This is a genomic window from Comamonas serinivorans (genome assembly GCF_002158865.1).
GTDB lineage: Bacteria > Pseudomonadota > Gammaproteobacteria > Burkholderiales > Burkholderiaceae_C > Comamonas_E > Comamonas_E serinivorans.
Genome location: NZ_CP021455.1, coordinates 1375028 through 1398355 on the forward strand (window position 1 = coordinate 1375028; position 23328 = coordinate 1398355).

Here is a 23328-nt window from a genome sequence, read left to right on the forward strand (position 1 = left end):
CCGTTGAAAAAGCCGGCACGGCCCTTGCTCGCAAGCAGGCATGCGGCGAAGATGCCTGCGGCTGCTTTGCCTCAACCTTTTACCCCGACTTCGCCATGAGCCTCGATCGCGCTGCCCCCATCCGCTCCGTCCTGATCGCCAACCGCTCCGAGATTGCCATCCGCGTCATGCGCGCGGCGTCCGAGTTGAACATGCGCACGGTGGCCATCTACTCGCGGGAGGATCGCCTGGCCCTGCACCGTTTCAAGGCCGACGAAAGCTACCTGGTGGGCGAGGGCAAGAAGCCGCTCGATGCCTACCTGGACATCGCCGACATCCTGCGCGTGGCGCGCGATGCCCAGGTCGATGCGGTGCACCCCGGCTACGGCTTCCTGTCTGAAAACCCCGAGTTCGCCCAGGCCGTGATGGACGCCGGGCTGGCCTGGGTAGGCCCCCCGCCCGAGGTCATGCGCATGCTGGGCAACAAGGTGGCGGCGCGCAACGCGGCCGTGGCGGCCGGCGTGCCGGTGATGCCGGCCTCGGCCCCGCTGCCGCAGGACCTGGAGGCGTGCAAGCGCGAGGCGGCGGCGGTGGGCTATCCCGTGATGCTCAAGGCCAGCTGGGGCGGCGGCGGGCGCGGCATGCGCATCATCGCCAGCGAAGCCGAGCTGCCCGACGCGCTGGCGGCCGCGCGCCGCGAAGCGCTGGCGGCCTTTGGCAACGACGAGGTCTATTTCGAGAAACTGGTGCAGCGCGCCCGCCATGTCGAGGTGCAGATCCTGGGCGACCTGCACGGGCAGGTGGTGCACCTGTTCGAGCGCGACTGCACGGTGCAGCGCCGCAACCAGAAGGTGGTCGAGCGCGCGCCCGCGCCCTACCTCAGTGAGGCGCAGCGCCAGGACCTGTGCAACGCCGCGCTGAAACTGATGCAGGCCGTGAACTACACGCACGCCGGCACCGTCGAGTTCCTGATGGATGCCGACACGGGCGCGTTCTACTTCATCGAGGTGAACCCGCGCATCCAGGTCGAGCACACGGTGACCGAACTCATCACCGGCGTGGACATCGTCAAGGCGCAGCTGCGCATCAGCCAGGGCGGGCGCATCGGCCTGATCGAGGACAGCGCTGGCGAGCTGGCGGCCGGCGTGCCGGTGCAGGGCGACGTGCGCCTCAACGGCGCGGCGTTGCAGTGCCGCATCACCACCGAAGACCCCGAGCAGGGCTTTTTGCCCGATTACGGCCGCTTGTCGGCCTACCGCAGCGCAGCGGGCTTCGGCATCCGGCTCGATGCCGGCACGGCCTATGGTGGCGCCGTGATCACGCCGTACTACGACTCGCTGCTGGTGAAGGTCACGGCCTGGGCGCCCACGGCACGCGAAGCCGTGGCGCGCATGGACCGTGCGCTGCGCGAGTTCCGCATCCGCGGCGTGGCCTCCAACCTGCAGTTCCTCGAGAACGTCATCCGCCACGACGACTTCCTGAACGGCACGGTCACCACGCGCTTCATCGACAACACGCCCGAGCTGCTCGAGTTCACCAAGCGCAAGGACCGCGCGAGCAAGCTGCTGGCCTTCGTGGGGGACGTCATCGTCAACGGCAACCCCGAAATGGCCGGGCGCAAATGGCCAGAGCTGCCGTTCCCCAAGCCCGTGCTGCCCAAGGTCAACCGGCACGATGCGCCGCCCGAAGGCACGCGCGACCTGCTGCGTGCGCTGGGTGCGCCCGGGTTCTCCAAGTGGATGCTCGAGCAGCAGCGCGTGCTGCTGACCGACACCACGCTGCGCGACGCCCACCAGTCGCTGCTGGCCACGCGCATGCGCACGGCCGACATGCTGCCCATCGCCCCGTTCTACGCGCGTGAGCTGTCGCAGCTGTTCTCGCTCGAATGCTGGGGCGGCGCCACCTTCGACGTGGCCATGCGCTTCTTGAAGGAAGACCCCTGGGAGCGCCTGGCACAGCTGCGCGAGCGCATCCCCAACATCCTGTTCCAGATGCTGCTGCGCGGCGCCAACGGCGTGGGCTACACCAGCTACCCCGACAACGTGGTCAAGTTCTTCGTGCAGCAGTCGGCGCAGGCCGGCGTGGACCTGTTCCGCGTCTTCGATGCGTTGAACTGGGTGGACAACATGCGCGTCTCCATCGACGCCGTGCTCGACACCGGCGCGCTGTGCGAAGGCACCATCTGCTACAGCGGCAACCTGTTCGACAAGACCAGCAAATACAACCTGTCGTATTACCTGAACATCGCGCGCCAGCTGCAGCGCGCCGGGGTCCACATCCTGGCCATCAAGGACATGGCCGGCGTGTGCCGTCCGCAGGCGGTGGCCACGCTGGTCAAGGCCTTGAAGGACGAAACCGGCCTGCCCATCCACTTCCACACCCACGACACCAGTGGCATCGCGGCCGCCTCGGTCATCGCGGCGGCCGAAGCAGGCTGCGATGCCGTCGACGGTGCGCTCGACGCCATGAGCGGCTTGACGGCCCAGCCCAACCTGTCGGCCATGGCCGCCGCGCTGGCCGACACGGCGCGCGATCCCGGCGTGTCGCAACAGGCGCTGAACCAGGCCTCCACCTACTTCGAAGGCGTGCGCCGCTTCTATGCGCCGTTCGAGAGCGACATCCGCTCGGGCACGGCCGACGTCTACCGCCACGCCATGCCGGGCGGGCAGTACACCAACCTGCGCGAGCAGGCACGCGCCATGGGGCTGGAGTCACGCTGGAGCGAAGTCTCGCAGGCCTATGCCGACGTGAACCGCCTGTTCGGCGACATCGTCAAGGTCACGCCCACCTCCAAGGTGGTGGGCGACATGGCGCTGGTCATGGTCGCCAACGACCTGACGCCGGCGCAGGTGGCCGACCCGGCGCAGGACACGGCCTTCCCCGAATCCGTGGTGTCGCTGTTCAAGGGCGAGCTGGGCTTCCCGCCCGACGGCTTTCCGGCCGAGATGACGCGCAAGGTGCTGCGCCTGGCCGACGGCGAGGCGCCGCCGGCGCCGTACCGGCCCGGTGACCAGCTGCCACCGGCCGACCTGCGGGCCGAGCGCGCGAAGGTCGAGGCCGACGTGGGCCAGCCCATCACCGACCAGCAACTGGCCAGCGCGCTGATGTACCCCAAGGTGACCAGCGACTTCCTGAAGTTCGGCCAGACCTACAGCGACGTGTCCGTCGTGCCCACGCCGACGTTCTTCTATGGCATGCAGGTGGGCGACGAGGTGGCCTTGAGCATCGAGTCGGGCAAGACCCTGCTCGTGGTGCTGCAGTCGGTGCAGGAGGACGAGGCCTCGGGCACGGCCAAGGTGCAGTTCGAGCTGAACGGCCAGTCGCGCATGGTGACGGTGCCCAAGGCCGGCATGGTGGGCGCCCAGGCACGCGAGGTGGCCCAGGCCGGCAACCCGCAGCAGGTCGGGGCGCCCATGCCGGGCTCCATCGTGCACGTGGCGGTGACCGAAGGGCAGCGCGTGAAGGCCGGCGCCACCTTGCTGTCGCTGGAGGCCATGAAGATGGAAACCCATGTGCAGGCCGAGCGCGACGGCCTCATCGCCCGCGTGCTGGTCAAGCCCGGCGACCGCGTCAGCGCCAAGGACCTGCTGATCACCTACGCCGATTGATCGGCTGGGGACCGAGAGGCGTCGGGCCCGCGCCCGACGCCGAACGCCGCGCCGCGGCTCGGTCGATATGCGCAACGCGCGCCGTCGTCGGTACGCATCCGGTTGGCAGTAACCGCTACCCGTCGTTTGTGAGTGAACGGGATTTGAGGCATACCCTTGGCTGCCATGTGCTGACTCACCGGACCGAACTGGACGAGATCGAGGCCATGCTGGCCGACGTCGGCGCGCCGCAGACACACCGGCACAAGGTCACGGTGGCCGCTTTCCAGGCCGCGTCCACCACGCCCTCCAACGTCGGCGACAGACGCCCAGTCGTGACCGCTGCCCTGAAAACCGTCTGCGCGCGTTCATCGTCGGCGCGCTGGGCCGAGCGGGCACGACAGCCCGACGCACTGCTGCACGGCATCGACGGGCGCGCTGCTGCGACTCGGTGTCTTTGAAGTCCCCGCTGATCTCGACGGCGGCGCTGTCTTCTCGGGATTGGGGTATGGGTTGGTTGCCGTTTTCTGAACATCGGCATCACGGTCATACCCCTGAATTTCTCCCCGACATCGGCTTGCGGCCCGTTGCCAACCTGGCCACCCGGCTCAGCCCGCCTGTTGCCTGAGTTGGTCCATGTCCCGCACCACGATGCGGCCGTACGCGATGTCGACGATGCCCAGCTGCATGAGCCGGTGCAGTTCCTTGTTCACGGTCTGGCGCGTGGCGCCCAGCATGGCGGCCAGGTCGGACTGGTTGATCTCGATGCTCACATGCCCCTCGTCGTCGCCCTTGGCGTTGCGGCCGTGGATGTGGGCCAGGTCCGCCAGGATGCCGGCCAGCCGCTGCCGGTTGCTGGACAGCAGCTGCTTGCGCAGCGCCGCCAGGCTGTTGCGCTGGCGGTGCATGACGAGTTCGGCCACATGGCGCCAGAGGATGGGGTGGGCGTCGAGCTGGTCGCGCACGGTGTCGGCCGGCAGGTGCACGATGGTGGAGTCGAGCAGCGCGTAATAGCTGTAGGTGAGGGGCCGGTCGCGCAGCAGGCGCACCATGGGCAGGGTGGAGCTGGGGCCCACCAGCGCGTTCACGTACTTGTTGCCATCCGCGTTCACGCAGCTGACCTCGATGCAGCCGTTCACCACGCACAGCAACTCGCGGCAGTGCGCGTCGTGCGACAGCACCAGCGTGCGGCGGCTGTACCGCACCACGCGGGCCTGCTGCTGCAGGACCTGGCGCTGCGCGTCGGGCCATTGCGAAAACAGCTCACACCACGTGAGAGCGCGCGCGATCAGCGCCGCCTGATCGCGGGCCGGGACACGGGCATGGGTGCCCGCTTTCACCACCTGAGTCATGGCATACCCCAAGTCCTAAAACGTGAACTTTGTCAAAAGTTTGACAGATTTGCAGGGCCGCGAAAACCTATGGTTCGTCCCCAAGCTGACATGACAGGTTGAACCACGATCAGCGCATCCTCTTGGAGACAAACGGCATGAAGACAGGCATCTGGGCAGCCGCCACGCTGGCGGTTTCGGGCATGGCATGTGGCGCGGCATGGGCGCAGAGCAGCGTCACCCTCTACGGCGTGGTGGACGCTTACGTGGGCAACGTCCGTGTGGGGGACAAAAGCGTCACCGCCATGGGAGACGGCGGCAACGCGGCCTCGCGCATCGGCTTTCGCGGCACCGAAGACCTCGGTGGCGGCAACAAGGTGGGCTTCGTGCTGGAGTCGGGCCTGTTCGTGCAGAACGGGCAGGGCACCATCCCAGGACCGGGCATGGCCTGGACGCGCCAGTCCTACCTCAGCGCCGAAGGCCACTGGGGCAAGCTGGAGATGGGGCGCATGTACACGCCCATGTTCTTCACGCTGTTCAGGACCGACCCCTTCGGCATGAACGCCGTGTTCTCACCGCTCAACGCGGTGTCGGGCACCGATGCGCAGCCCGGTTTGCGCGCCTTCGCCGCCCGGTCGAGCAACATGTTCCGCTACCACCTGCCCGCCAGCTGGCCGGTGGCGGCCAGCCTGGCCTATGCGCCGGGTGACACCACCAGCAACACCGTCAAGCGCAGCGCCTTCATGGGCGGGAATGTGGGCTGGACCCAGGGCGGATTGTTCCTGGGTTACGCCTTCCAGCGTTTCAATGAGGGGGCCGAGGCCGCCATCACCGGGCCGCTGGGCCGCTCGACCTACCAGACGCTGAGCGCCGCCTACCAGTGGACCCAGCTGCGGGTGTCGGGCAACTACATCCGCAAGACCAGCAACCTCGATGGTGTGCCCACGGGCCAGCTGTTCAGCCTGTCGGCGTCGTACGCCTACTCGCCCACCTTGACCGTGATGGCCGAGGCCGTTCGGCGCAAAGTGAACGGCAGTGCGCGGTCGCAGAACGTGCTGGCGCTGGGCTTCGACCACAACCTGAGCAAGCGCACGGCCCTCTACGGGCGCCTGCTGTACCTGTCGAACGCGGCCAATGCCTCGGCCACCCTGGGCGGTGCCGTGGTCACGCCCAACAGCGGCGACAACGTGCGCTTGGTGGGTCTGGGCATCCGCCACATGTTCTGAGGGGTGGGCATGCTCGACTCCGTTGCTTCGCTGGGCGCCTTGTTCTCGCCACGCGCCATCGCCGTGGTGGGCGCCTCGTCCAACGCCCGCAAGATCGGGGGCATCCCCGTCGATTACTTGCAGCGCTTCGGCTATGGCGGTGACCTCTACCCGGTCAACCCCACGACCGACGAGGTGCAGGGCCTCCAGGCGTTTCCCAGCCTGGCCGAGATTGGCCGGCCGGTGGACCTGGCCATCCTGTCGCTGCCGGCCCCTCAGGTGCCGCAGGCGCTCACCGATGCGGCCGAAGCCGGTGTCAAGGCCGCGGTGATGTTCTCGTCCGGCTTTGCCGAGACGGGTGAGCAGGGCGCCGCCGCGCAGGCGCGTGTGGCCGCGCAGGCCCGCGAGGCCGGCATCCGCCTCATCGGACCCAACTGCCTGGGCGTCATGAACCTCCACGAGAACGTGTACGCCACGTTCTCGCCGGCGCCCGGCGTGGGCCGGGCCCAGGCGGGGCGCATCGGTTTGGTCAGCCAGTCGGGGGCCTTCGGGGCCTACGCGTACTCGATGGCGCGCGAGCGCCGGGTGGGGCTGTCGATCTGGGCCACCACGGGCAACGAGGCCGACGTGCAGGTGGCCGACTGCCTGCAGTGGCTGGCGCAGGACCCCGGCACCGACGTCATCATGGCCTACATGGAGGGCTGCCGCGACGGCGAGCGCCTGCGCCAGGCCCTGGCCACGGCGCAGCAGGCCGGCAAGCCGGTGGTCATGGTCAAGGTCGGCACCACGGCACTGGGCGCGCAGGCCGCGGCGTCCCACACGGCTGCCATCGCGGGCGATGACCGGGTCTACGACGCCCTGTTCCGTCAGTACGGCGTGATGCGGGCGCGCAACCTCACCGAGTTTTTCGACCTGGCGTACGTGGCCAGCGTGGCGGGCCGACCCCAGGGCCAGTCCATCGGGCTGTTCACCGTGTCGGGTGGCGTGGGCGCGCTGATGGCCGACGAGGCGGCGCAGCAGGGCCTGACGGTGCCCGAGCTGTCGCCCGCCGCGCAGCAGACCATCCGCGAATGGGTGCCGTTTGCGGCGCCGCGCAACCCGGTGGACATCACCGGCCAGGTGACCAACGACCCTTCGCTGATCGAGCGGGCCGCCCACCGGATGCTGGCTGACCAACCCCTGGCCTGCTGGATGGGGTTTTTCGCTGCCGCGGGGGCGTCCGATGGCTTCTGGCCCGTGCTCAAGTCGCTGGTGGTCAGCCTGCGCGCGGCGTATCCCGAGACGGTATTGGCCATCAGCACCTTGCTGAGCGACGACAAGCGCGAGGAACTGGCCCAGCTCAACTGCCTGAGCTTCGACGACCCGTGCGAAGGCATTCGCGCCTTGGCGGCTTTGATGCACGCGGGGGCGAGCAAGGAGCCTGGTGTGCCACAACCTGCCCGCGTGGGGCGGGCCGTGGCCTTGCCGGCCGGTCCCGTGGCCGAGCCCGAGGCCCTGGCTGTGCTGCGCCAGGCGGGCGTGCCGGTGGTGGACGCGGTGGTGGTGCGGTCCGCCGCTGAGGCCACCAACGCCGTTCGCGCGCTGGCCGAGCAGGGCCAGGACGCCGTGCTCAAGGTCGTCAGCGCCGACTTGCCGCACAAGTCCGATGTGGGCGGCGTGGTCCTGCGGGTCACGCCGGACCGCGCGGAACAGGCCTACCGCCAGGTGATGGCGGCGGTGCAGCAGGCCGCGCCGCAGGCGCGCTGCGACGGCGTGCTGGTGGCCCCGTGCGTGACCGGCGGCGTCGAGTGCATTGCCGGCGTGCACCGCGATCCCGTGTTCGGGCCGGTGCTCATGGTGGGCATGGGTGGCGTGCACGTCGAAACGCTGCAGGACGTGGCGCTGCGCCTGTTGCCCACCACGCGGGCCGAGGTGCACGCCATGGTGCGCGAGCTCAAGGGCTGGCCCATCCTGGCGGGCGCGCGGGGCCGACCGCCCGTGGACGACGACGGGCTGGTCGATGCCCTGCTGGCCCTGGCCGACCTGGCGCTGGCGGCCGGCGATCGCCTGTCGGCGGTGGAGGTGAACCCCTTGATCGCGCGGCCCAGGGCGGCGGGCGGCTGTGTGGCCGTCGACGCGCTGTTGACCCTGACATGAACCTGGAGACATTGCCATGTTGAATCGCAGACAGTTCGGGGCCGTGGTGCCCGCATGCGGCGCCTTGGGCGCGCCCTGGGCCCGTGCGGCGGCCGACCCCTCGGCAAGCGCCCGCTTCCCGCAGCGGCCCTTGCGCATCATCGTGCAGTACCAGGCCGGCGGCATGACCGACACGCTGGCGCGCATCGTGGCCGAGCCGCTGTCTAAGCGCCTGGGCCAGCCGGTGATCGTCGAAAACCGGCCCGGCGCGGGCGGCATCATCGGCACCGACCATGTGGCCAAGTCCGACCCCGACGGCCACACGCTGCTGCTGACCACGCCGGCGCCCATCGCGGCCAACCTCGTGCTCTACAGCAAGCTGCCGTACGACCCGCGCAAGGACTTGCGCATGCTGTCCGACCTGTGCACCGCGCGCACGGTGCTGGCCGTGAACCCCAAGGTGCCGGCCAAGGACTTCGCCAGCCTGATCGCGCTGATCAAGGCGGCGCCGGGCACCTTCGCCATGGGCTCCTGGGGGGCGGGCACGCAGCCGCACCAGATTCAGGTCTTCATGGGCAAGCAATACGGCCTGGAGACCATGCACGTGGCCTACAAGGGCGAAGGCCCCATGGCGGCTGACCTGGTGGGCGGCACGGTGCAGATGACGGTGGGCTCCGTCACCACGCTGGCACCGCACATCGCGGCCGGCAAGCTGCGTGCGCTGGCCGTGGTGGGCCGCACGCGGGCCAAGGGCTTGCCCCAGGTGCCGACCTTTGCCGAGCAGGGCTTCACCGACGAGGTCTATGCCTCGGTGGGGCCGCTGTCGCTGATGCTGCCGACCAAAACCCCGGATGCCATCGTGGAACGCCTGGGCCAAGAGGTGCAGGCCATCGTGGCCACGCCAGCGGTGGCGCAGCGCATCGAAGCGCTGGGCGCCGAGCCCGTGGGCAACAGCCCCCAGCAGGCGGCTGCGGCCTATGCGGCCTTCTTGCCCATTTCGATGAAGCTGGTGCGCGACACCGGCGTGACCCTGGATTGACACCGAGACCCGACATGACCGTTTCCCCCATGGACCTTGCCCGCCAGGATCTGGCCCGCGCCGTTGGCGTTTCAGCGACTGTGTATGGATACCCCTTGATCGAGTCCATGCGCACCTGCTGCCTGCAGACGCAGGGCGAGGCGCTGCGCGCGCCCATCAACACCGTGCACCACATCCGTCACCCGTCCACCGACCGAGACCGCGACGTGGTGACGCCGGCCAACGACCTGCTTTACACCACGGCCTGGATCAACCTGGCCGACGGTCCGGTGCGCCTGACGGTGCCGTCGGCGCAGCGGCACGCGGGCCGCTACTTCGTGCTGGCGCTGTACGACGCCTACACCGAGAACTTCGACAACGTGGGGCCGCGCAACAGCGCCGCGGCCGGAGAAACCGTGGTGCTCGTCGGCCCCGATGGCCTGGGCGAGCACGCGGGCGATGTCGCCGGCCAGCGCGTCATCGCCTGCCCGACGCACCTGGTGTGGCTCATCGGCCGCATCGTCGCCGGCGACGAGGCCGACTGGCCGGCGGCCCAAGCGCTGCAGGCCGAGATCCGGCTGGAGGGCCTGCGCGGGGCGGCTTCGCGCCGCGCACCGCAGGCGGTGGCGCAGTGGTCCGGCCCGCCGGTGGACGTGATGGCCCAGGTCGTGGAGCAGGGGGCCGATCCGGCCGCGGTGGCGCCGGTGTTCTACCGCCACCTGGCCCTGGCGCTGGAGGATGCGCCGGGCCGCGTGCAGGACCAGGGCATGGTGGCCTGGCTGTCACAGAACGGGCTGCGACTGGGCGAAGCCTTCGACTGGGCGGCGCTGGACGAGCCGGTCAGGCGGGGGCTGACCGAGGGCTTCGCGCAGGCGCTGCACCTCATCGGCGTGTCGGCACGCTCGCGCAGCGCGCGGCCCTGGGCGTTGGCGTCGCGCGCCGGCCGCTATGGCAGCGACTACCTCATGCGCGCGCTCACGGCCTACATCGGCCTGGGGGCGCTGGCGACCGACGAAGCCATCTATGGCGCCGGCCACTTCGACGTGGCGCGCCAGCCCCTGGATGGCGCGCGCAGCTACCGCATGCGCTTTGCCGCCGATGGCCTGCCACCGGCCGACGCGTTCTGGTCGGTGACGCTGTACGACGCCCAGGACCGCTTCCTCTACGGCAACAGCCTGGGCCGGCATTCGATCGGCGACCGCACGCCCGGCCTGCGCTACGAACCCGATGGCGCGCTGCAGATCGACTTCAGCCACGAGCCGCCGCGCGACACCCGCAACTGGCTGCCCACGCCCCCGGGGCGCTTTTACCTGATCGTGCGGATCTACCACCCGCGCGAAGCCCTGCACAGCTGGCAGGTGCCCGCACTCGAACCCGTGGAGGCCGCATGAGCTCACCCGCCAACACTGCTCCGCTCGCCATCGACCAAGCCCTGGTCTACACGTGGCCGCTGTATGAAATGCGCCGCATGCGCGCGGCCACCTCGCCGCTGCGCGTGGCCGACGCCGGGGCCGCGCCCGAAGGCCAGCGCTGGTGCAACGTGTTCACCCACGCGCGCAAATTGCTGCGCGCCGGCGAAAGCCGGGTGGTCACGCCCAACAACGACACGCTCTACACCAACGCCTGGCTGGACCTGAGTGCCGGCCCGCTCGTCCTGCAGGTGCCCGACACCGCGGGGCGCTACTACGTGCTGGGCTTTCTCGACTTCTTCACCAACCCGTTTGCCCACGTCGGGCAGCGGCTGACCGGCACCGCGGCTCGGCGCTTCTTCGTCACCGGGCCCGGCTGGCAGGGCGAGGTGCCGGCCGAGTTCCGCGCGCCCGGCGCGCACATCCAGTCGCCCACAGATTGGGTATGGATCATTGGCCGAATCTATGTCAACGGGAATGACGACATACCCCATGTGAATGCGCTGCAGGACGGCTTTGCGCTGACGCTGCCCGATGGCCGGCCGGCGCGCCGGCCCTTCACCCCCGGCATCGACCCCAAGGCGCCGGCCACCGGCCAGCAGGTGCTGACACAGGTCAACGCCGCCCTGGCCGACAACCCGCCGCCGCCCGAGGACGCCGCGCTGCTGGCGCCCTGGGCCGCGCTGGGCGTGGCCGCCGGCGCGGCGCCCACGCCGGCGCAGTGCGCGGGGGTGGACGAGGCGCTGCCCCGTGTCCTGGCCTTGCTGCGCCAAGCCGGCGATGCCAGCGCCGACGCTAATGCGGCGCCGACCGATGGCGCGGGCGGGGCCTGGTCGTCCATGCCGCTGGTGCAGGGCAGTTTCGGGCGCAACCACCTGCTGCGAGCCCGCGTGGCCTTGCAGTACATCGGCATGCTGGAGAGCGCCGAAGCCATGTACCCCATGTCGCGTCGCGACGGCGGGGGCGGCCGCTGAATGGCGCCCACGCGTACCGCTTGCGGTTCGCGCCCGGCCAGCTGCCGCCGGTGCACGCCTTCTGGTCGCTGACGATGTACGACAGCCGCGACTGCATGCTGGTGCCCAACGCCATCGACCGCTACGCCATCGGCGACCGCACCCCTGGCCTGGTGCCAGACGAGGACGGCGGCCTCAGCCTCCACATCGCGCAGCGCGAGCCCACCGACCCGCATGCCCGCGCCAACTGGCTGCCGGCCCCCGCGGGCGACTTCTACCTGTGCCTGCGGGCCTACCTGCCCAAGCCCGAGATGACGACCGGCCGCTACCAGCTGCCCGCCGTGCAGCGCATCACCGCAGCCGCCGAGGCCCTGGCATGACCACCGCAAGCCACCCGCCAACCAGCCAGCCGCCGCAACGCTCGCCCTACGCTGCTGCGCCGACGACGGCCGCCCAACCGGCCCTGCAAGAGACGCCCGTGCGCGAGCCGCGCGAGGATTCGCCCCTGGTGGGCAAGGGCCCGCGCATCGAAGCGGTGGACACCGGCCTGCACGTGCTGCGCGGCCAGGGCAACTCCTTCGTCATCGAGCTGGACGAGGGCCTGGTCATCGTGGACGCCGGCCCCGGCGGCAAGGTCACGGCCGGCATGATCGAGGCCGTGCGCCACATCAGCGATGCGCCCGTGCACGCCATCTGCTACAGCCATGGCCACCTGGGCTACAACGCCGGCGTGCCCCAGTGGCTCGCGCACGCCCAGGCGCGCGGCGAGCCCGCGCCGCGCCTCATCGCGCACGCCAACGTGCCGCGCCGCTATGCGCGCTACGACGAAACCGGCGCGCTGCAACGGCGCATGGCCGAGATCCAGTTCCGCCAGCCGCACGGCTTCTTCGACCGCCACCTGCACAACACGCGGCCGACCGAGACCTTCGAGCACCGCCTGACCCTGGGGCAGGGCGTGCGGCGGGCCGAGCTGCTGTGGGCGCCGTCCGAGACGGACGACGCCATCGCGGTCTGGCTGCCCGAGCAGAAGGTGCTGTATGGCGGCCCGGCGCTGATCGACTCCATCCCCAACGTGGGGACGCCGTTTCGCACGATGCGCGATGCGGTGCGCTGGGCCGACACGCTGGAGCGCCTGGCTGGCCTGGGCGCCGAGCTGGCCTTGCGCGAGTTTGGCCCGCCCATCGTCGGCGCTGAACAGGTGCGGCAGGTGCTGGGCCACACGGCCCAGGCCCTGCGCTGGCTGCGCGCCGAGGTGGTGCAGCGCATGAACGACGGCATGGGTGAACGCGAGGTGCTGGCCAGCATGGCCTACCCGCCCGAGCTGTTTGACGTGGACTGGATGAAGCCCACCTACGGCGACCCCAGCTACATCGTGCGCGACATCTACCGCTCGGAGAACGGCTGGTGGGACCGCAACCCCACCAGCCTGCACCCGGCCAGCCCGCAGGCGGTGGCCGAGGCCCAGGCCGCCGCCATCACCGACAAGGCCGCCGTCATCGCGCAGGCCCAGGCGCTGGCCGAGCGCGGCGAGCACCAGCTGGCGCTGCACGTCATCGACCTGCTGGCCACCGCGCAGGGCGACGACTCGGCCCTGGCCGAAGCGCGGCGCCTCAAGGCGCAATGGCTGCGCGAACGCGCGCGCCAGGTGCGCAGCTACGTCTCGCGCAGCCTCTACCAGGTGTGCGCCGACCGCATCGAGGGCGGCCAGGCCCAGGCCTTCGGCATCCGCTGATCACCACCGTTTCGGGCCTCAGTGCCCGTGCCTGCCGAACCACCACGACGGAGACCGTCATGACCCAAACCACCCTGTGGACACGCCTGAGCCTGGGCACCAGCCTGCTCGCTCTCGGCCTGGCGGCGCAGGCCGCCTACCCGGACAAGCCCATCACCTTCATCGTGCCCACGGCGGCGGCGGGGGGCACCGATACGATCGCCCGCATCTTTGCCGATGCCTTGGGCAAAGAGCTCAAGGCCACGGTGATCATCGACAACAAACCCGGGGCCAATGGCATCGTGGGCGTGGATGCCGGCGCGCGCGCGGCGCCAGACGGCTACCACCTGCTGTTCACGTATGCCGCGTCGATGGTGGCCAATCCTTTCCTGTTCAAGAAGCTGCCGTTTGATCCGGTGAAAGACTTCGAGCCCGTGGTCCAGCTGGGGCAGGGCGGCAACCTGCTGCTGGTCAACAACAACTTGCCGGTCAAGACCGTGAAGGAATTCGTGGCCTACGTGAAGGCCCATCCGAACAAGGTGAGCTACTGCTCGTGGGGCACGGGATCGGGCGGACACCTGGCCATGGAAAACCTGATGAAACAGACCGGCATGAAGATGACGCACGTGCCCTACAAGGGCAGTGCGCCCTGCGTGCAAGACCTCGTCGGTGGCCAGGTGCAGGCGGCGTTTGCCGACACCTCATCCACCCTGCCCATGATCAAGGCAGGCCGGCTGCGCGTGTTGGCGCACAGTGGCGACAAGCGGTACCCACAGATTCCAGACGTGCAAAGCCTGAATGAGCTGGGTTACCCCTTCAAGGCTTACGCCTGGTATGGACTCCTGGCACCCGCGAAAACACCGCGTCCCATCGTCGATCAGCTGAACCAGGCGATGAACAAGGTGATGGCGGACCCGGAGGTGCGCAAGCGCCTGTATGAGCTCAACCTGGCCGATCTGCCGCCGTCCTCGCCGGCGCAGTTCGCCGCCACCATCCAGCAAGACCTGAAGACCTGGGGCGACCTGGTCACCAGCCTCGACATCCCCAAGCAATGAGGCGGTGATCAATGGAGGCAGTATGGCCAGGCCACCGTTTCAATGAAAGCGGAAATCTGGCCATACTGCGTGAAACCATCATGCCGACTTGGCGCCCCTGGCCCCCATGGCGCCTGCTGCGGCTGCCGGCGCTGCTGACCGCCGGCAGTGCGTCAACGCCGGATCACCGCCCGGTAGGTGAAACGGTCGGCGCGGAAATGCATGACCGAGTAGGCCAGCGGCTGGCCGTCGATGTCGTGCGGCACAAACGTGATCTTGAGCAGGGCCGTGCCCTGCGGCACCTGCAGCAGTTTCGCCTCGGTGGCCTTGGCGGGCAGGGCGCTGGCCTCGATGTGGGTGGCGTCGAGCCGATGGCCCAGCCGCGTCTCCAGCAGCGTCATCGCATCCTCGGTTTCCATGTCCAGCGCCAGCATCTGCTCGGCCAGCGCGTGCGGCAGCTCGAACAGGCCGGCCACCACGGGTTCGTCGTTGGCGAAACGCACGATGGTGATGCGGGTCAGGCGCGTCTTGGCCGGCAGCCCCAGCGCCTTGGCCGCCTGCGGCGACGCGGCCACCTGCTTCACGCTGAGGATTTCGCCGCGCGCGTTCAGGCCGCGCGCGCGCATGTGCTCGTAAAAGCCCGTGAGCATGCCCAGGTTGGGGTTGCCGCCCGGGCGTGTCACAAAGCTGCCCTTGCCATTGAAGGTCTCGATCAGCCCTTCGGCCTGCAGGTCGGCCAGCGCCTGGCGCACGGTGATGCGGCTGACGCCGTAGCCGGCCTGCAGCTGCGATTCGGACGGCAGCTTCTGACCCGGCTGCAGCCGCTGATCGAGGATGTCCTGCCGCAGCCTGGCCTTGAGCTGGGTGAACAAGGGGCCGTCGCCGTCAAGCGGGGTGGGAGGCGGGCTGCTGGCAGCGCGTGAGCGTGGTGGCATGGAAGAAAAGCGGCAGGAAATTTCGGCTGTTATATCAGGCATTGCGTGCTGCCTGTCTTGTACCTATCATGATAGGTTGTGAAGGTCGCCGCGGCGGCCCCGCTCAACCAGAAGGAGACGAACATGGACAGACGGCAGGCGCTCGGTGCGCTCGCGGGTGGCCTGGGCTTGGGCCTGGGCATGGAGTCGGCCAGGGCCAGCACGGGTGCCTGGCCCAGCAAGCCGGTGCGCGTGGTCGTGCCCTATGCGGCCGGCGGGGTGGTGGACATCAACGCCCGCGCCATCACCACCACCTTGCAGGACATGCTGGGCCAGCCCTTCGTGGTCGAGGCCAAGCCCGGCGCGAACGGCAACATCGCCGCCGAGTCCGTCGCCAATGCCACCCCGGATGGCCACACGCTGCTGGTGTCGGCGAGCTTCCTGATCAACAACCCCTTGCTGGAAACCGGGCTGCGCTGGAGCCCGCAGCGCTTTGTGCCGATTGCACGCTTCGCCAATTCGCCCAGCTATTTCGTCGTCAACAACGACGTGCCGGCCAAGACCGTGCGCGAGTTTGTGCAGGTGGCCAAGGCGGCCAAGCAGCCGCTGCAGTACGCCGACGGGGGCACGGGCACGCCGCAGTCCATGGCCACCCTGCTGTTCCAGCAGGTGGCGGGCGTGCAGATGGATGCGGTGCTGTACAAGGGCGCGCCGCCCAGCGTGCCCGATCTGCTGCAGGGCCTGGTGGTGATGGCCATCCTGCCGGCCACGGTGGCCATCCCGCAGGTCAAGGCCGGCAAGCTGCGGGCCCTGGCCAACATGAGCCACCAGCGTTCGCTGCAGCTGCCCGACGTGCCCACGATGGCCGAGGCAGGCTTCCCCGAGGTGACCACGCTGTCGTGGTACGGCCTGCACGCGCCGGCCGGCACGCCGGCCGCCGTGGTCGAGCGCCTGTCCACGGCCATGAAAGCCGCCTGCGCGCTGCCCGCCGTGAAAGAGCGCTTCGTGTCGGCCGGCGGCGAAGAGGCTTACCTGGACACAGCGGCGTTCAAGCGCTTCCTGGCGCAGGACGAGGTGCGCTGGAAGCAGCTTGCGAGCAAGGTGAAGTCATGAGCGCGGCGTCCCGTGACCCCCTGACCCGCGGCCAGGACCTGGCCCCCGAGCTGCTGCAGACGCTGCAGCGCTTCATCGACGAGGCGGTGATTCCGGCTGAAGACCTCAAGCTCGCGCACGACCACGCGGCGCAGGCCGCGGTGGTGGCCCGCCTGCAAGGCCAGGCGTTGGCGCTGGGCCTGGGTTCGCCGCGTCGCGCGGTGACCGACGGCGGCCTGGGGCTGAGCTGGGAGGCGTGCTGCGACTACCTGGAGCAGGCCGGGCGCAGCTTTCTGGGGCCGGCCGTGCTGCAGTGCGCGCCCCCCACGCAGCCCGATGTGTATGCCTTGGATGTGTTGGCCACGCCATCGCAAAGGCGGGCATACCTCGATCCCCTGAAAGCGGGCACGCGCAAGTCGTGCTTTGCCATGACCGAGCCGGCGCCCGGCGCGGGCTCTGACCCGCGCATGCTCAAGACCGAGGCGCGCCAGGAAGGCGGCCAGTGGGTCATCAACGGCCACAAGTGGTTCATCACCGGGGCGCACCAGGCCGATTTCGCCATCGTCGTGGCGCGGACCGACGACGGGGTGAGCTGGTTCCTCGTCGATGCCGACACGCCGGGCTTCGAGATCGTGCGCGACGTGCCCACCATGGAGCCCTTCGACATGGGCGGCCACGCCGAGATCCGCCTGACGAATTGCCGGGTCGGTGCCGACGCCCTGGTGGGCGAGGCCGGCAAGGGCCTGGACCATGCGCAGCTGCGGCTGGAGGGCGCGCGCCTGTTCCACTGCATGCGCTTCATCGGGCTGGCCTCGCGGGCCATGCACCTGGCGCAGCGCCATGTGCAGCAGCGCGAATCGCATGGCGCCCGCCTGGCCGAGCACCAGATGGTGCAGGCCCTGGTGGCCGACGCCCACATCCAGCTGTTTGCCGCGCGTGTCATGACGCGCGAGGTGGCGCGGCAGCTCGACCGCGGCGAGTCCATTCGCCACAGCTCCTCCATGGCCAAGGTGTTCGTGTCGGAGGCCGTCTACCAGGTGGCCGACTCGGCGGTGCAGATCTGCGGCGCGCTGGGCGTGTCCGAAGATCTGCCGCTGTCCATGATCCTGCGCATGCTGCGGCCGTTCCGCATTTACGACGGCGCCTCGGAAGTGCACCGCTCGGCCATCGCCAAGCGCGCGTTCCGCCATGACCTCAGACCCTGACGTCCCCATGCCCAGGACACCCCGGACGATGCGTTGCGCGTCGCGATCCGTGGCTTTGTGCAGCAGCACCTGCCCCCGGCCTTGCGCGACCTTGGCCTGTGGGGCCCAGCGCGCGAGCAGCTGGTGGCCTGGGGCGGCCAGGGCTGGACCGTGAGCGGATGAGCGTCGACGAGGAGATGGCGCTGGCTGGCTCGCCCGAGCTGAGCGCCGAGGGCCCGGGGAAGCGGCGAGGGGGCTGGCAAGGGGCGGGCCCCGGTGGCCGGCGTCTGAGCGTTCGTGGGTGCTGGGTCTGCCGCCAAGCGGAACGCCCTGGCCTTGCCCTCGCAGCCGTCCCGGCACGCGTTGCGCCTGGCCGGCCTGCTGCGCAGCGGCGCTGCGGGCCGCGATCCCCGTGCGTCGGCCGCCCGCGCAGGCGAGTTCAGGGGCCCCAGCACGGCCTCATCACGGGGCCGTGGGCCGGGCCGGTGATTCCAGCAGGCCCACCCGCGTCCGAAGGCGGCGCCCTAGAATACCGGGCCTTCTTCGCCGCACCCCTCAGGGGTTGCGACCTTTCACCGCATACCCCTCCCATTTGGATGAAGCTCGCCACCTACCAGGATGGCTCGCGCGACGGCCAGTTGGTCGTCGTCTCACGCGATCTGCGCCAGGCGCACTACGCCACGGGCACGGCCAGCCGGCTGCTGGCGGTGTTCGACGACTGGAACTTCCTCGCGCCCCAGCTGCAGGACCTCTACGACGAGCTCAATGCCGGGCGCCTGCGCCACGCCTTTGCCTTTCAGGCCGAGCGTTGCCTGGCGCCGCTGCCGCGTGCCACCCAGTGCCTGCGCGGGGGCGCCTACCCCAGCCATGGGCAGCTGCTGCACCAGGCCTGGCCGCAGACCTGGCCCGAGCCGCGGCGCGCCGAGCCCGCCATGGCGCAAGTGCCGTCGGATGACTTTCTGCCCCCGCTGGCCACGGTGCACGTCGCCAGCGAGGTGCTGGAGCCGGACTTCGGCGCCGAACTGTGGGCCGTGTGCGGCGACCTGCGCCAGGGCGCCTCGCCCGAGCAGGCGCTGGACGCCGTGCGCCTGCTGGGCCTGGCCAACGCCTTCGCCCTGCGTCGCCTGCAGGCCGAGCCCGGGGGCGACGTGCAGGCCCGGGTCGCCACGGCCTGCGCGCCGGTGCTCATCACGCCCGACGAGCTGGGCCCCGCCTGGCAGCAGGGCCGCGTGCAGGCCACGCTGCAGTGCAGCTGGAACGGGCGCAAGTTCGGCCTGTGCGACGCCGCCAGCGACATGCGCTTCGGCTTTGGCGACCTGCTGGCCCATGCCGCGAAGACGCGCCGCCTGCGCACGGGCACGGTGGTGACCACCGGGCCCGTCAGCAACGCGGGCGTGGCCAGCGACACCGGCCGGCTGAGCTGGCCCAAAGGCTTTTGCAGCGCGCTGGAGCGGCAGGCCATGGAGCAGATGCAGGACCAGCTGGTGAGCACCGGTTTCCTGTGCTTTGGCGACACGCTGCGCGTCGAGGCCAAGGGCCGCGATGGCCAATCGCTGTTCGGGGCGCTGGAGCACACCCTGATGCCGCTGGACGGTGCGTCATGAAGCTGTGTGGTGGCCAGTATGGTCAGGTTGCCGATCTGAAATTGAACGGTGAAGCGGAATACCCCATGATGCATGTGTCCAGCACAGCCCGCAAACTGACCCGCGCCGCAGGTTGGCTGGCGCGCTGTGCGGCCTTGAGCTGGGCCGTGTCGACCGGTGCGGCCGGGGCTGCCGCCAGTCCCGCCGGGTCCGCAGCGGCAGCCAGCGCGCCCGCCGCCAAGGCCAGTGCGACGGCGGTCCCGGCGCGCGCAGCCTCGGCCGCCACCGCACCCGCGCTGTGTCCCGAGACGCCGCAGCTCCTGGGCACGGCCGAGCTGCGTGCGCTGCAGCGGGCGCAGCCCGCCGCGCCCGATCGCGGCCTGCTCTGGCAGGTCGAGAAGAACGGTCAGCGCGGCTGGCTCTACGGCACCATGCACCTGGGCCGCAAGCCCTGGCTGCAGCTGGGCCCGCGTTTGCAGCAGGCCCTGGCCCGCGTCGATGTGCTGGCACTGGAGGTCGACCTGACCGACCCGCGCACCCAGCAAGAGATGGCCGCCACCAGCCGGGCCACGGCCGGCAAACCCGTGGGCGCGCAGGCTGACGCGCAGGCCGCGGGGCGCGCTGGCGCGGCGCAGCCGGACCCGGCCGCGGCGGATGCGGCGCCGCCTGATGCGCGTCAGCAACAGCGCATGGCGGCGCAGCTGCAGCGCGTGTGCCTGCCGCCGCAGGCGCTGGCGGGGGCGGCCAGCCACTTGCAGGCCGCGGCCTTGATGGTGCTGGCGGCGCGCAGCGAAGGCCTGCATGCCGAGTACGGTTCCGAGCGTGTGCTGGCCCTGTTGGCCAAGGCCCAGGGCAAGCGCGTGGTGGCCGTCGAGGACGTGCGCAGCCAGACCGCGCTGCTCAAGGGCGAAGACGCGCAGGCCGATGCGGCCCAGCTGGACGACGCGCTCGATGAACTCGAGTCGGGACGCGGCCTGCAGCAGCTGCGCCGGCTTGGCGTGGCCTGGGCCGCGGGCGACGTGGACACGCTGACGCGCTACCACGAGTGGTGCGACTGCATCCACAGCGAGGCCGACCGGCAGGCGCAGGACCGCGTGCTCACCGCGCGCAACGGGCCCATGGCCGATGCCTTCGAGCGGCTGTTGCGCGAGGGCCAGTCGGTGCTGTTGGCCGTGGGCGCCCTGCACATGGTGGGGCCGCAAGGTGTGGCGGCCGAACTGAGCCAACGCGGGTATCGGGTCACACGCGTTGTTGATTGATCAGAAATGGCGTGATACTGCGGTGAATGCGGCGTTTGCGTCGCAGATTCCCCTGCACCCCGACCCTCACGCCGTGGCGCGCGCTGAGGCCGCGACACCGCCGGTGCGCGGCGCGGCGTGCCATGGAGCCGATCCACGACACGTCGATGAGGTCGGCCATGGCGGTTGGGCGTCGTGAAGCCGAGCCAAGCATGGGCAAACACGCCTCTGTGCACTGGACGGGCGCCGGCAGAGGCGGCCGCGGCGCGATCAGCACCGAAACCGGGCAGCTCGACAAGGCGCCGTATGGCTTTCCCACCGGCGGCTCGCGCCACACGGACCGAGACCAACCGCATCCGCCACAAGGCGACCCTGCGCCGATGCGTGATCGCCAGCCCAAGACTGCGGCGATGCCCCAGGGGACGCGAGGGATGCGGCGCTGGGCGGCACAATGGGGTGGCCTTGCGCACACGGGTTGCGCGTTGGAGGAGACCATGACACAAGCGACACCTTTTCATTTCCAGCAACTGGTGCCTGGCCTGGACTTTCTGCAGAACCTCATGAAGGGGGCGATGCAGGCGCAAAAAGATGCCGGCCACGCCGCGCCGCTGGGCAACTGGATTGCCCCCACGCTGAGCGTGGAGGAGCTGGACCGCCGGGTGTCCGAGCTCAAGACGGTGCTGTATTGGCTCGAGCAGAACGCCCATGCCGTCAAAGCCACCATTCAGGCGCTGGAGGTGCAGCGCCTCACGGTGGCGGCGCTTTCGTCCATGAACGTGAACCTGAGCGACATGGCCAAGGCGTTTCGCATGCCCACCCTGGGGGCGACCGCCGAGGCGGCAGACGCCGCGGCCGAGGCCCCGGATGCCGGGCTGCCCGCCGCGGGCCAGCAGGCCCTGGCCAGCGCGTTTGCCCCGTTCGCTGAGGCGGCCAAGGCCTTCAGCTGGCCGCTGATGGGCGCCGGGGGCGAGCCGGCCGGCACCGACGCGAGCTCGGCCGAGACGCCCGTGCCGGTGCCCCCGGTTGCTGCCACGGCGCCGGCTGCAGAGCCGGTCCCGGCACCACCCGCCGCGGATGCGCCCCAGGCAGGTGGGCCCCACGCGGATGCCTCCGAGGCGGATGCGCCGCAGACCGATGCAACCCCTCCGCTGGCCGATCCCATGAACTGGTGGGGCACCTTGACCCGTCAGTTCCAGACCCTGGCGGGCGCGGCCCTGCAGGGCAGCGAAACCGCGATGCCGGCCGTGGCCGGCATGGGGCAGGCGGCGCAGGACATGCTGAAGGCGGCGCAGGCCTCGGCCCTGGCCGGCGCCACGGCCGTGACCGAGCAGGCCGCCGCCATGCGCGAGGCCACGGCCCAGGCGGTGCGGCAGGCCGGCCGTGCCACCGCGGCGGCCGATGACGCGCCCGCCACGCAGCGAGCGGCGCGCAAGCCGGCGTCTGCGGCGGCCAAGCCGGTCAAGCAGCCGGCCGCCAAGTCCAAGCCCACGGCCAAGCCGGCCGCCCAGCCTGCGTCGCGCAAGGCATCCGCCAAGGCGGCGAGCCCGCGTGCCCAGGCCGGAACCGCGGCCAAGCCGGCCCGCAAGCGCCCGCCAACCTCGGCGGGAGGCGGGCGCTGACGTCCGGCGACCCGATCCGCCATCCGCCTCCGCCATCCGCCATCCGCCATCCGCCGTTGATCCTTTGCCGTTGAATCGGTCACGAGCCTGCCCATGATGCGTTTTCCGGTGGCCCACGCCACCCATCCCGACTGGAACATGGCCCTGGGCCTGGTGGTGGCCCAGCTCAAAGCCGCCTTGGCCGGCGTGAGCAGCCCGCCCCCCCTGGGCCTGGTCTACCTGACCGACCACTTCGCCGCGCAGGCCGAGGCCTTGCTGGCCGGGCTGCGGCAGGCGGTGCCCAGCGTGAGCAGCTGGTCGGGGGCCGTCAGCATCGGCGTGCTGGCCGACGAGGCGGAGTACCTGGACGAGCCCGCGCTGGCCGTCATGCTGCTCGACCTGCCCGAGTCCGAGTTCTGCGTCTTCAGCGGCATCGCGCCCCTGCCCAGCCATTTCGACGCCCACACCGCCCTGGTGCATGCCGATGCCGACATGACCGAGCTGGGCGAGAACGTGCGCGAGCTGGCGTCGCGCATGGTCAGCGGCAGCGTGTTCGGCGCGCTCAGCACCACGCGGTCCCGCGTGGTGCAGGTGGCCCACCAGCCGGGGCAGGACGCCGAGGAGTCGGTGCTCGAAGGCGGGCTGTCGGGCGTTGCCTTCACGCACCGCATCGGCGTGCAGATGCGGCTGATCCACGGCTGCAAGCCCATCGGGCGCGAACGCGTGTTGACCGAGGCCGAGGGCAACCTGCTGTTGGCCCTGGACGGCGAGCCCGCGCTGGATCAGATGCTGGGCGACCTGAACGTCAGCCTGGACCAGCCGCGCCAGGCCTTGCATGCCGTGCGCGACACGCTGCTGGCCATCAACGGTCGGCCCGAGGCCGAGCGCCGCTACGCCGGGCAACTGCCGGCCAAGGCGCATGTGCGCAGCGTGGTGGGGGTGGATCCGTCGCGCAGCGGCCTGGCCCTGGCCGAAGCGGTGGACGAGGGCGCCACCGTCACCTTCTGCCAGCGCGACCGCGCTTTTGCGCGTGCCGACCTGACGCGTGTGTGCACCGCCTTGCGCGAGTCGCTCGAGCCCGAGGCCCTCGACGCCGTGCAGGCCCAGCGCCTGCTGGCCCAGGCCGAGGCACCCGACCGCGAGTCCCGCTGGCTGCATGCCGGCCTCGAGAGCGAGCGCATCGCGGGGGCGGTCTACATGAGCTGCGTCAGCCGTGGCGGGGGCTATTTCGGCGCGCCGGGTGCCGAGCTGCAGCTGTTGCGCCACGCGCTGGGCCGCGTGCCCGTGGTGGGCCTGATGGCCGGTGGCGAGATCGCGCACGACGCCGTGCACGGGTTTTCAGGCGTGCTGACGGTGTTCCTGCGCGAGGATTGAGGC

General features: G+C 70.4%; 20 protein-coding genes. 17 read left to right on the forward strand and 3 right to left on the reverse strand.

From position 1 onward, the window contains the following. Window positions 1-95: 95 nt before the first annotated feature. Window positions 96-3587 carry a pyruvate carboxylase gene (locus CCO03_RS05880; protein ID WP_087278504.1) on the forward strand — a complete coding sequence of 1164 codons (3492 nt, stop codon included), beginning with the start codon at window positions 96-98 and terminating at the stop codon, window positions 3585-3587. 206 nt (window positions 3588-3793) lie between these two features. Continuing rightward, a complete protein-coding gene (locus tag CCO03_RS05885; RefSeq protein ID WP_205690363.1) occupies window positions 3794-4027 on the forward strand; it encodes a hypothetical protein in 234 nt (77 codons plus the stop codon). Between the two features lie 147 nt (window positions 4028-4174). Here CCO03_RS05885 and CCO03_RS05890 read toward each other — a convergent pair whose 3' ends face one another. Continuing rightward, window positions 4175-4918, reverse strand: a complete 744-nt coding sequence (locus CCO03_RS05890; protein ID WP_236904044.1) for a Crp/Fnr family transcriptional regulator — start codon at window positions 4916-4918, stop codon at window positions 4175-4177. A gap of 137 nt (window positions 4919-5055) precedes the next feature. Here CCO03_RS05890 and CCO03_RS05895 point away from each other — a divergent pair, with 137 nt between their 5' ends. The 8 genes from CCO03_RS05895 to CCO03_RS05925 are packed head-to-tail and all read left to right on the forward strand — an operon-like array spanning window position 5056 to window position 14363. Beyond that, on the forward strand, window positions 5056-6123 hold the full coding sequence (locus CCO03_RS05895) for a porin (protein ID WP_157667521.1): 1068 nt from the start codon (window positions 5056-5058) through the stop codon (window positions 6121-6123). A 9-nt stretch (window positions 6124-6132) separates the two neighbouring features. Continuing rightward, window positions 6133-8238: an acetate--CoA ligase family protein gene (locus CCO03_RS05900; RefSeq protein WP_087284263.1), complete on the forward strand. Its 2106-nt coding sequence runs from the start codon at window positions 6133-6135 to the stop codon at window positions 8236-8238. Between the two features lie 16 nt (window positions 8239-8254). Beyond that, window positions 8255-9256, forward strand: coding sequence for a Bug family tripartite tricarboxylate transporter substrate binding protein (locus tag CCO03_RS05905; RefSeq protein WP_087278514.1), 1002 nt, complete (start codon window positions 8255-8257; stop codon window positions 9254-9256). 14 nt (window positions 9257-9270) lie between these two features. Further along, window positions 9271-10626 (forward strand): DUF1254 domain-containing protein, encoded by a 1356-nt coding sequence (locus CCO03_RS05910; protein ID WP_087278516.1) that lies wholly within the window; start codon window positions 9271-9273, stop codon window positions 10624-10626. Beyond that, entirely contained in the window at window positions 10623-11618 is a 996-nt protein-coding gene (locus CCO03_RS05915) for a DUF1254 domain-containing protein (RefSeq protein WP_335583032.1), read from the forward strand. The genes CCO03_RS05910 and CCO03_RS05915 overlap by 4 nt, the downstream gene beginning before the upstream one ends. A 20-nt stretch (window positions 11619-11638) precedes the next feature. Further along, window positions 11639-11977, forward strand: a complete 339-nt coding sequence (locus CCO03_RS20645) for a DUF1214 domain-containing protein (RefSeq protein ID WP_335583033.1) — start codon at window positions 11639-11641, stop codon at window positions 11975-11977. Next, window positions 11974-13329 carry an alkyl sulfatase dimerization domain-containing protein gene (locus tag CCO03_RS05920; RefSeq protein WP_087278519.1) on the forward strand — a complete coding sequence of 452 codons (1356 nt, stop codon included), beginning with the start codon at window positions 11974-11976 and terminating at the stop codon, window positions 13327-13329. Before CCO03_RS20645 ends, CCO03_RS05920 begins: the two co-directional genes overlap by 4 nt. Before the next feature lie 59 nt (window positions 13330-13388). Beyond that, complete coding sequence (locus CCO03_RS05925; RefSeq protein ID WP_087278522.1) at window positions 13389-14363, forward strand: Bug family tripartite tricarboxylate transporter substrate binding protein; 975 nt, start codon at window positions 13389-13391, stop codon at window positions 14361-14363. Window positions 14364-14515: 152 nt separating this feature from the next. On the opposite strand, the gene CCO03_RS05930 is transcribed toward CCO03_RS05925, so the two are convergent. Further along, window positions 14516-15277 carry a GntR family transcriptional regulator gene (locus CCO03_RS05930; protein ID WP_087278525.1) on the reverse strand — a complete coding sequence of 254 codons (762 nt, stop codon included), beginning with the start codon at window positions 15275-15277 and terminating at the stop codon, window positions 14516-14518. 123 nt (window positions 15278-15400) lie between these two features. On the opposite strand from CCO03_RS05930, the gene CCO03_RS05935 reads away from it, so the two are divergent. The 5 genes from CCO03_RS05935 (at window position 15401) to CCO03_RS05950 (ending at window position 20374) form a co-directional block, all read left to right on the forward strand. Further along, window positions 15401-16369 (forward strand): tripartite tricarboxylate transporter substrate binding protein, encoded by a 969-nt coding sequence (locus CCO03_RS05935; RefSeq protein WP_157667522.1) that lies wholly within the window; start codon window positions 15401-15403, stop codon window positions 16367-16369. Beyond that, the gene (locus CCO03_RS05940; protein ID WP_087278531.1) at window positions 16366-17553 is read left to right on the forward strand and encodes an acyl-CoA dehydrogenase family protein; all 1188 of its coding nucleotides are present in this window, start codon (window positions 16366-16368) and stop codon (window positions 17551-17553) included. Before CCO03_RS05935 ends, CCO03_RS05940 begins: the two co-directional genes overlap by 4 nt. Window positions 17554-17586: 33 nt before the next feature. Further along, entirely contained in the window at window positions 17587-17715 is a 129-nt protein-coding gene (locus CCO03_RS20585) for a hypothetical protein (RefSeq protein ID WP_257789725.1), read from the forward strand. Between the two features lie 413 nt (window positions 17716-18128). Next, window positions 18129-19136: a fumarylacetoacetate hydrolase family protein gene (locus CCO03_RS05945; RefSeq protein ID WP_087278534.1), complete on the forward strand. Its 1008-nt coding sequence runs from the start codon at window positions 18129-18131 to the stop codon at window positions 19134-19136. Between the two features lie 65 nt (window positions 19137-19201). Continuing rightward, entirely contained in the window at window positions 19202-20374 is a 1173-nt protein-coding gene (locus CCO03_RS05950; RefSeq protein ID WP_157667523.1) for a TraB/GumN family protein, read from the forward strand. Here CCO03_RS05950 and CCO03_RS19530 read toward each other — a convergent pair. Continuing rightward, a complete protein-coding gene (locus tag CCO03_RS19530) occupies window positions 20355-20534 on the reverse strand; it encodes a hypothetical protein (RefSeq protein ID WP_157667524.1) in 180 nt (59 codons plus the stop codon). The genes CCO03_RS05950 and CCO03_RS19530 overlap by 20 nt on opposite strands. Window positions 20535-20847: 313 nt before the next feature. On the opposite strand from CCO03_RS19530, the gene CCO03_RS05955 reads away from it, so the two are divergent. After that, window positions 20848-21972: a PhaM family polyhydroxyalkanoate granule multifunctional regulatory protein gene (locus CCO03_RS05955; protein WP_157667525.1), complete on the forward strand. Its 1125-nt coding sequence runs from the start codon at window positions 20848-20850 to the stop codon at window positions 21970-21972. Between the two features lie 93 nt (window positions 21973-22065). After that, window positions 22066-23325 carry an FIST signal transduction protein gene (locus CCO03_RS05960; RefSeq protein ID WP_087278543.1) on the forward strand — a complete coding sequence of 420 codons (1260 nt, stop codon included), beginning with the start codon at window positions 22066-22068 and terminating at the stop codon, window positions 23323-23325. The last annotated feature ends 3 nt before the right edge of the window (window positions 23326-23328 follow it).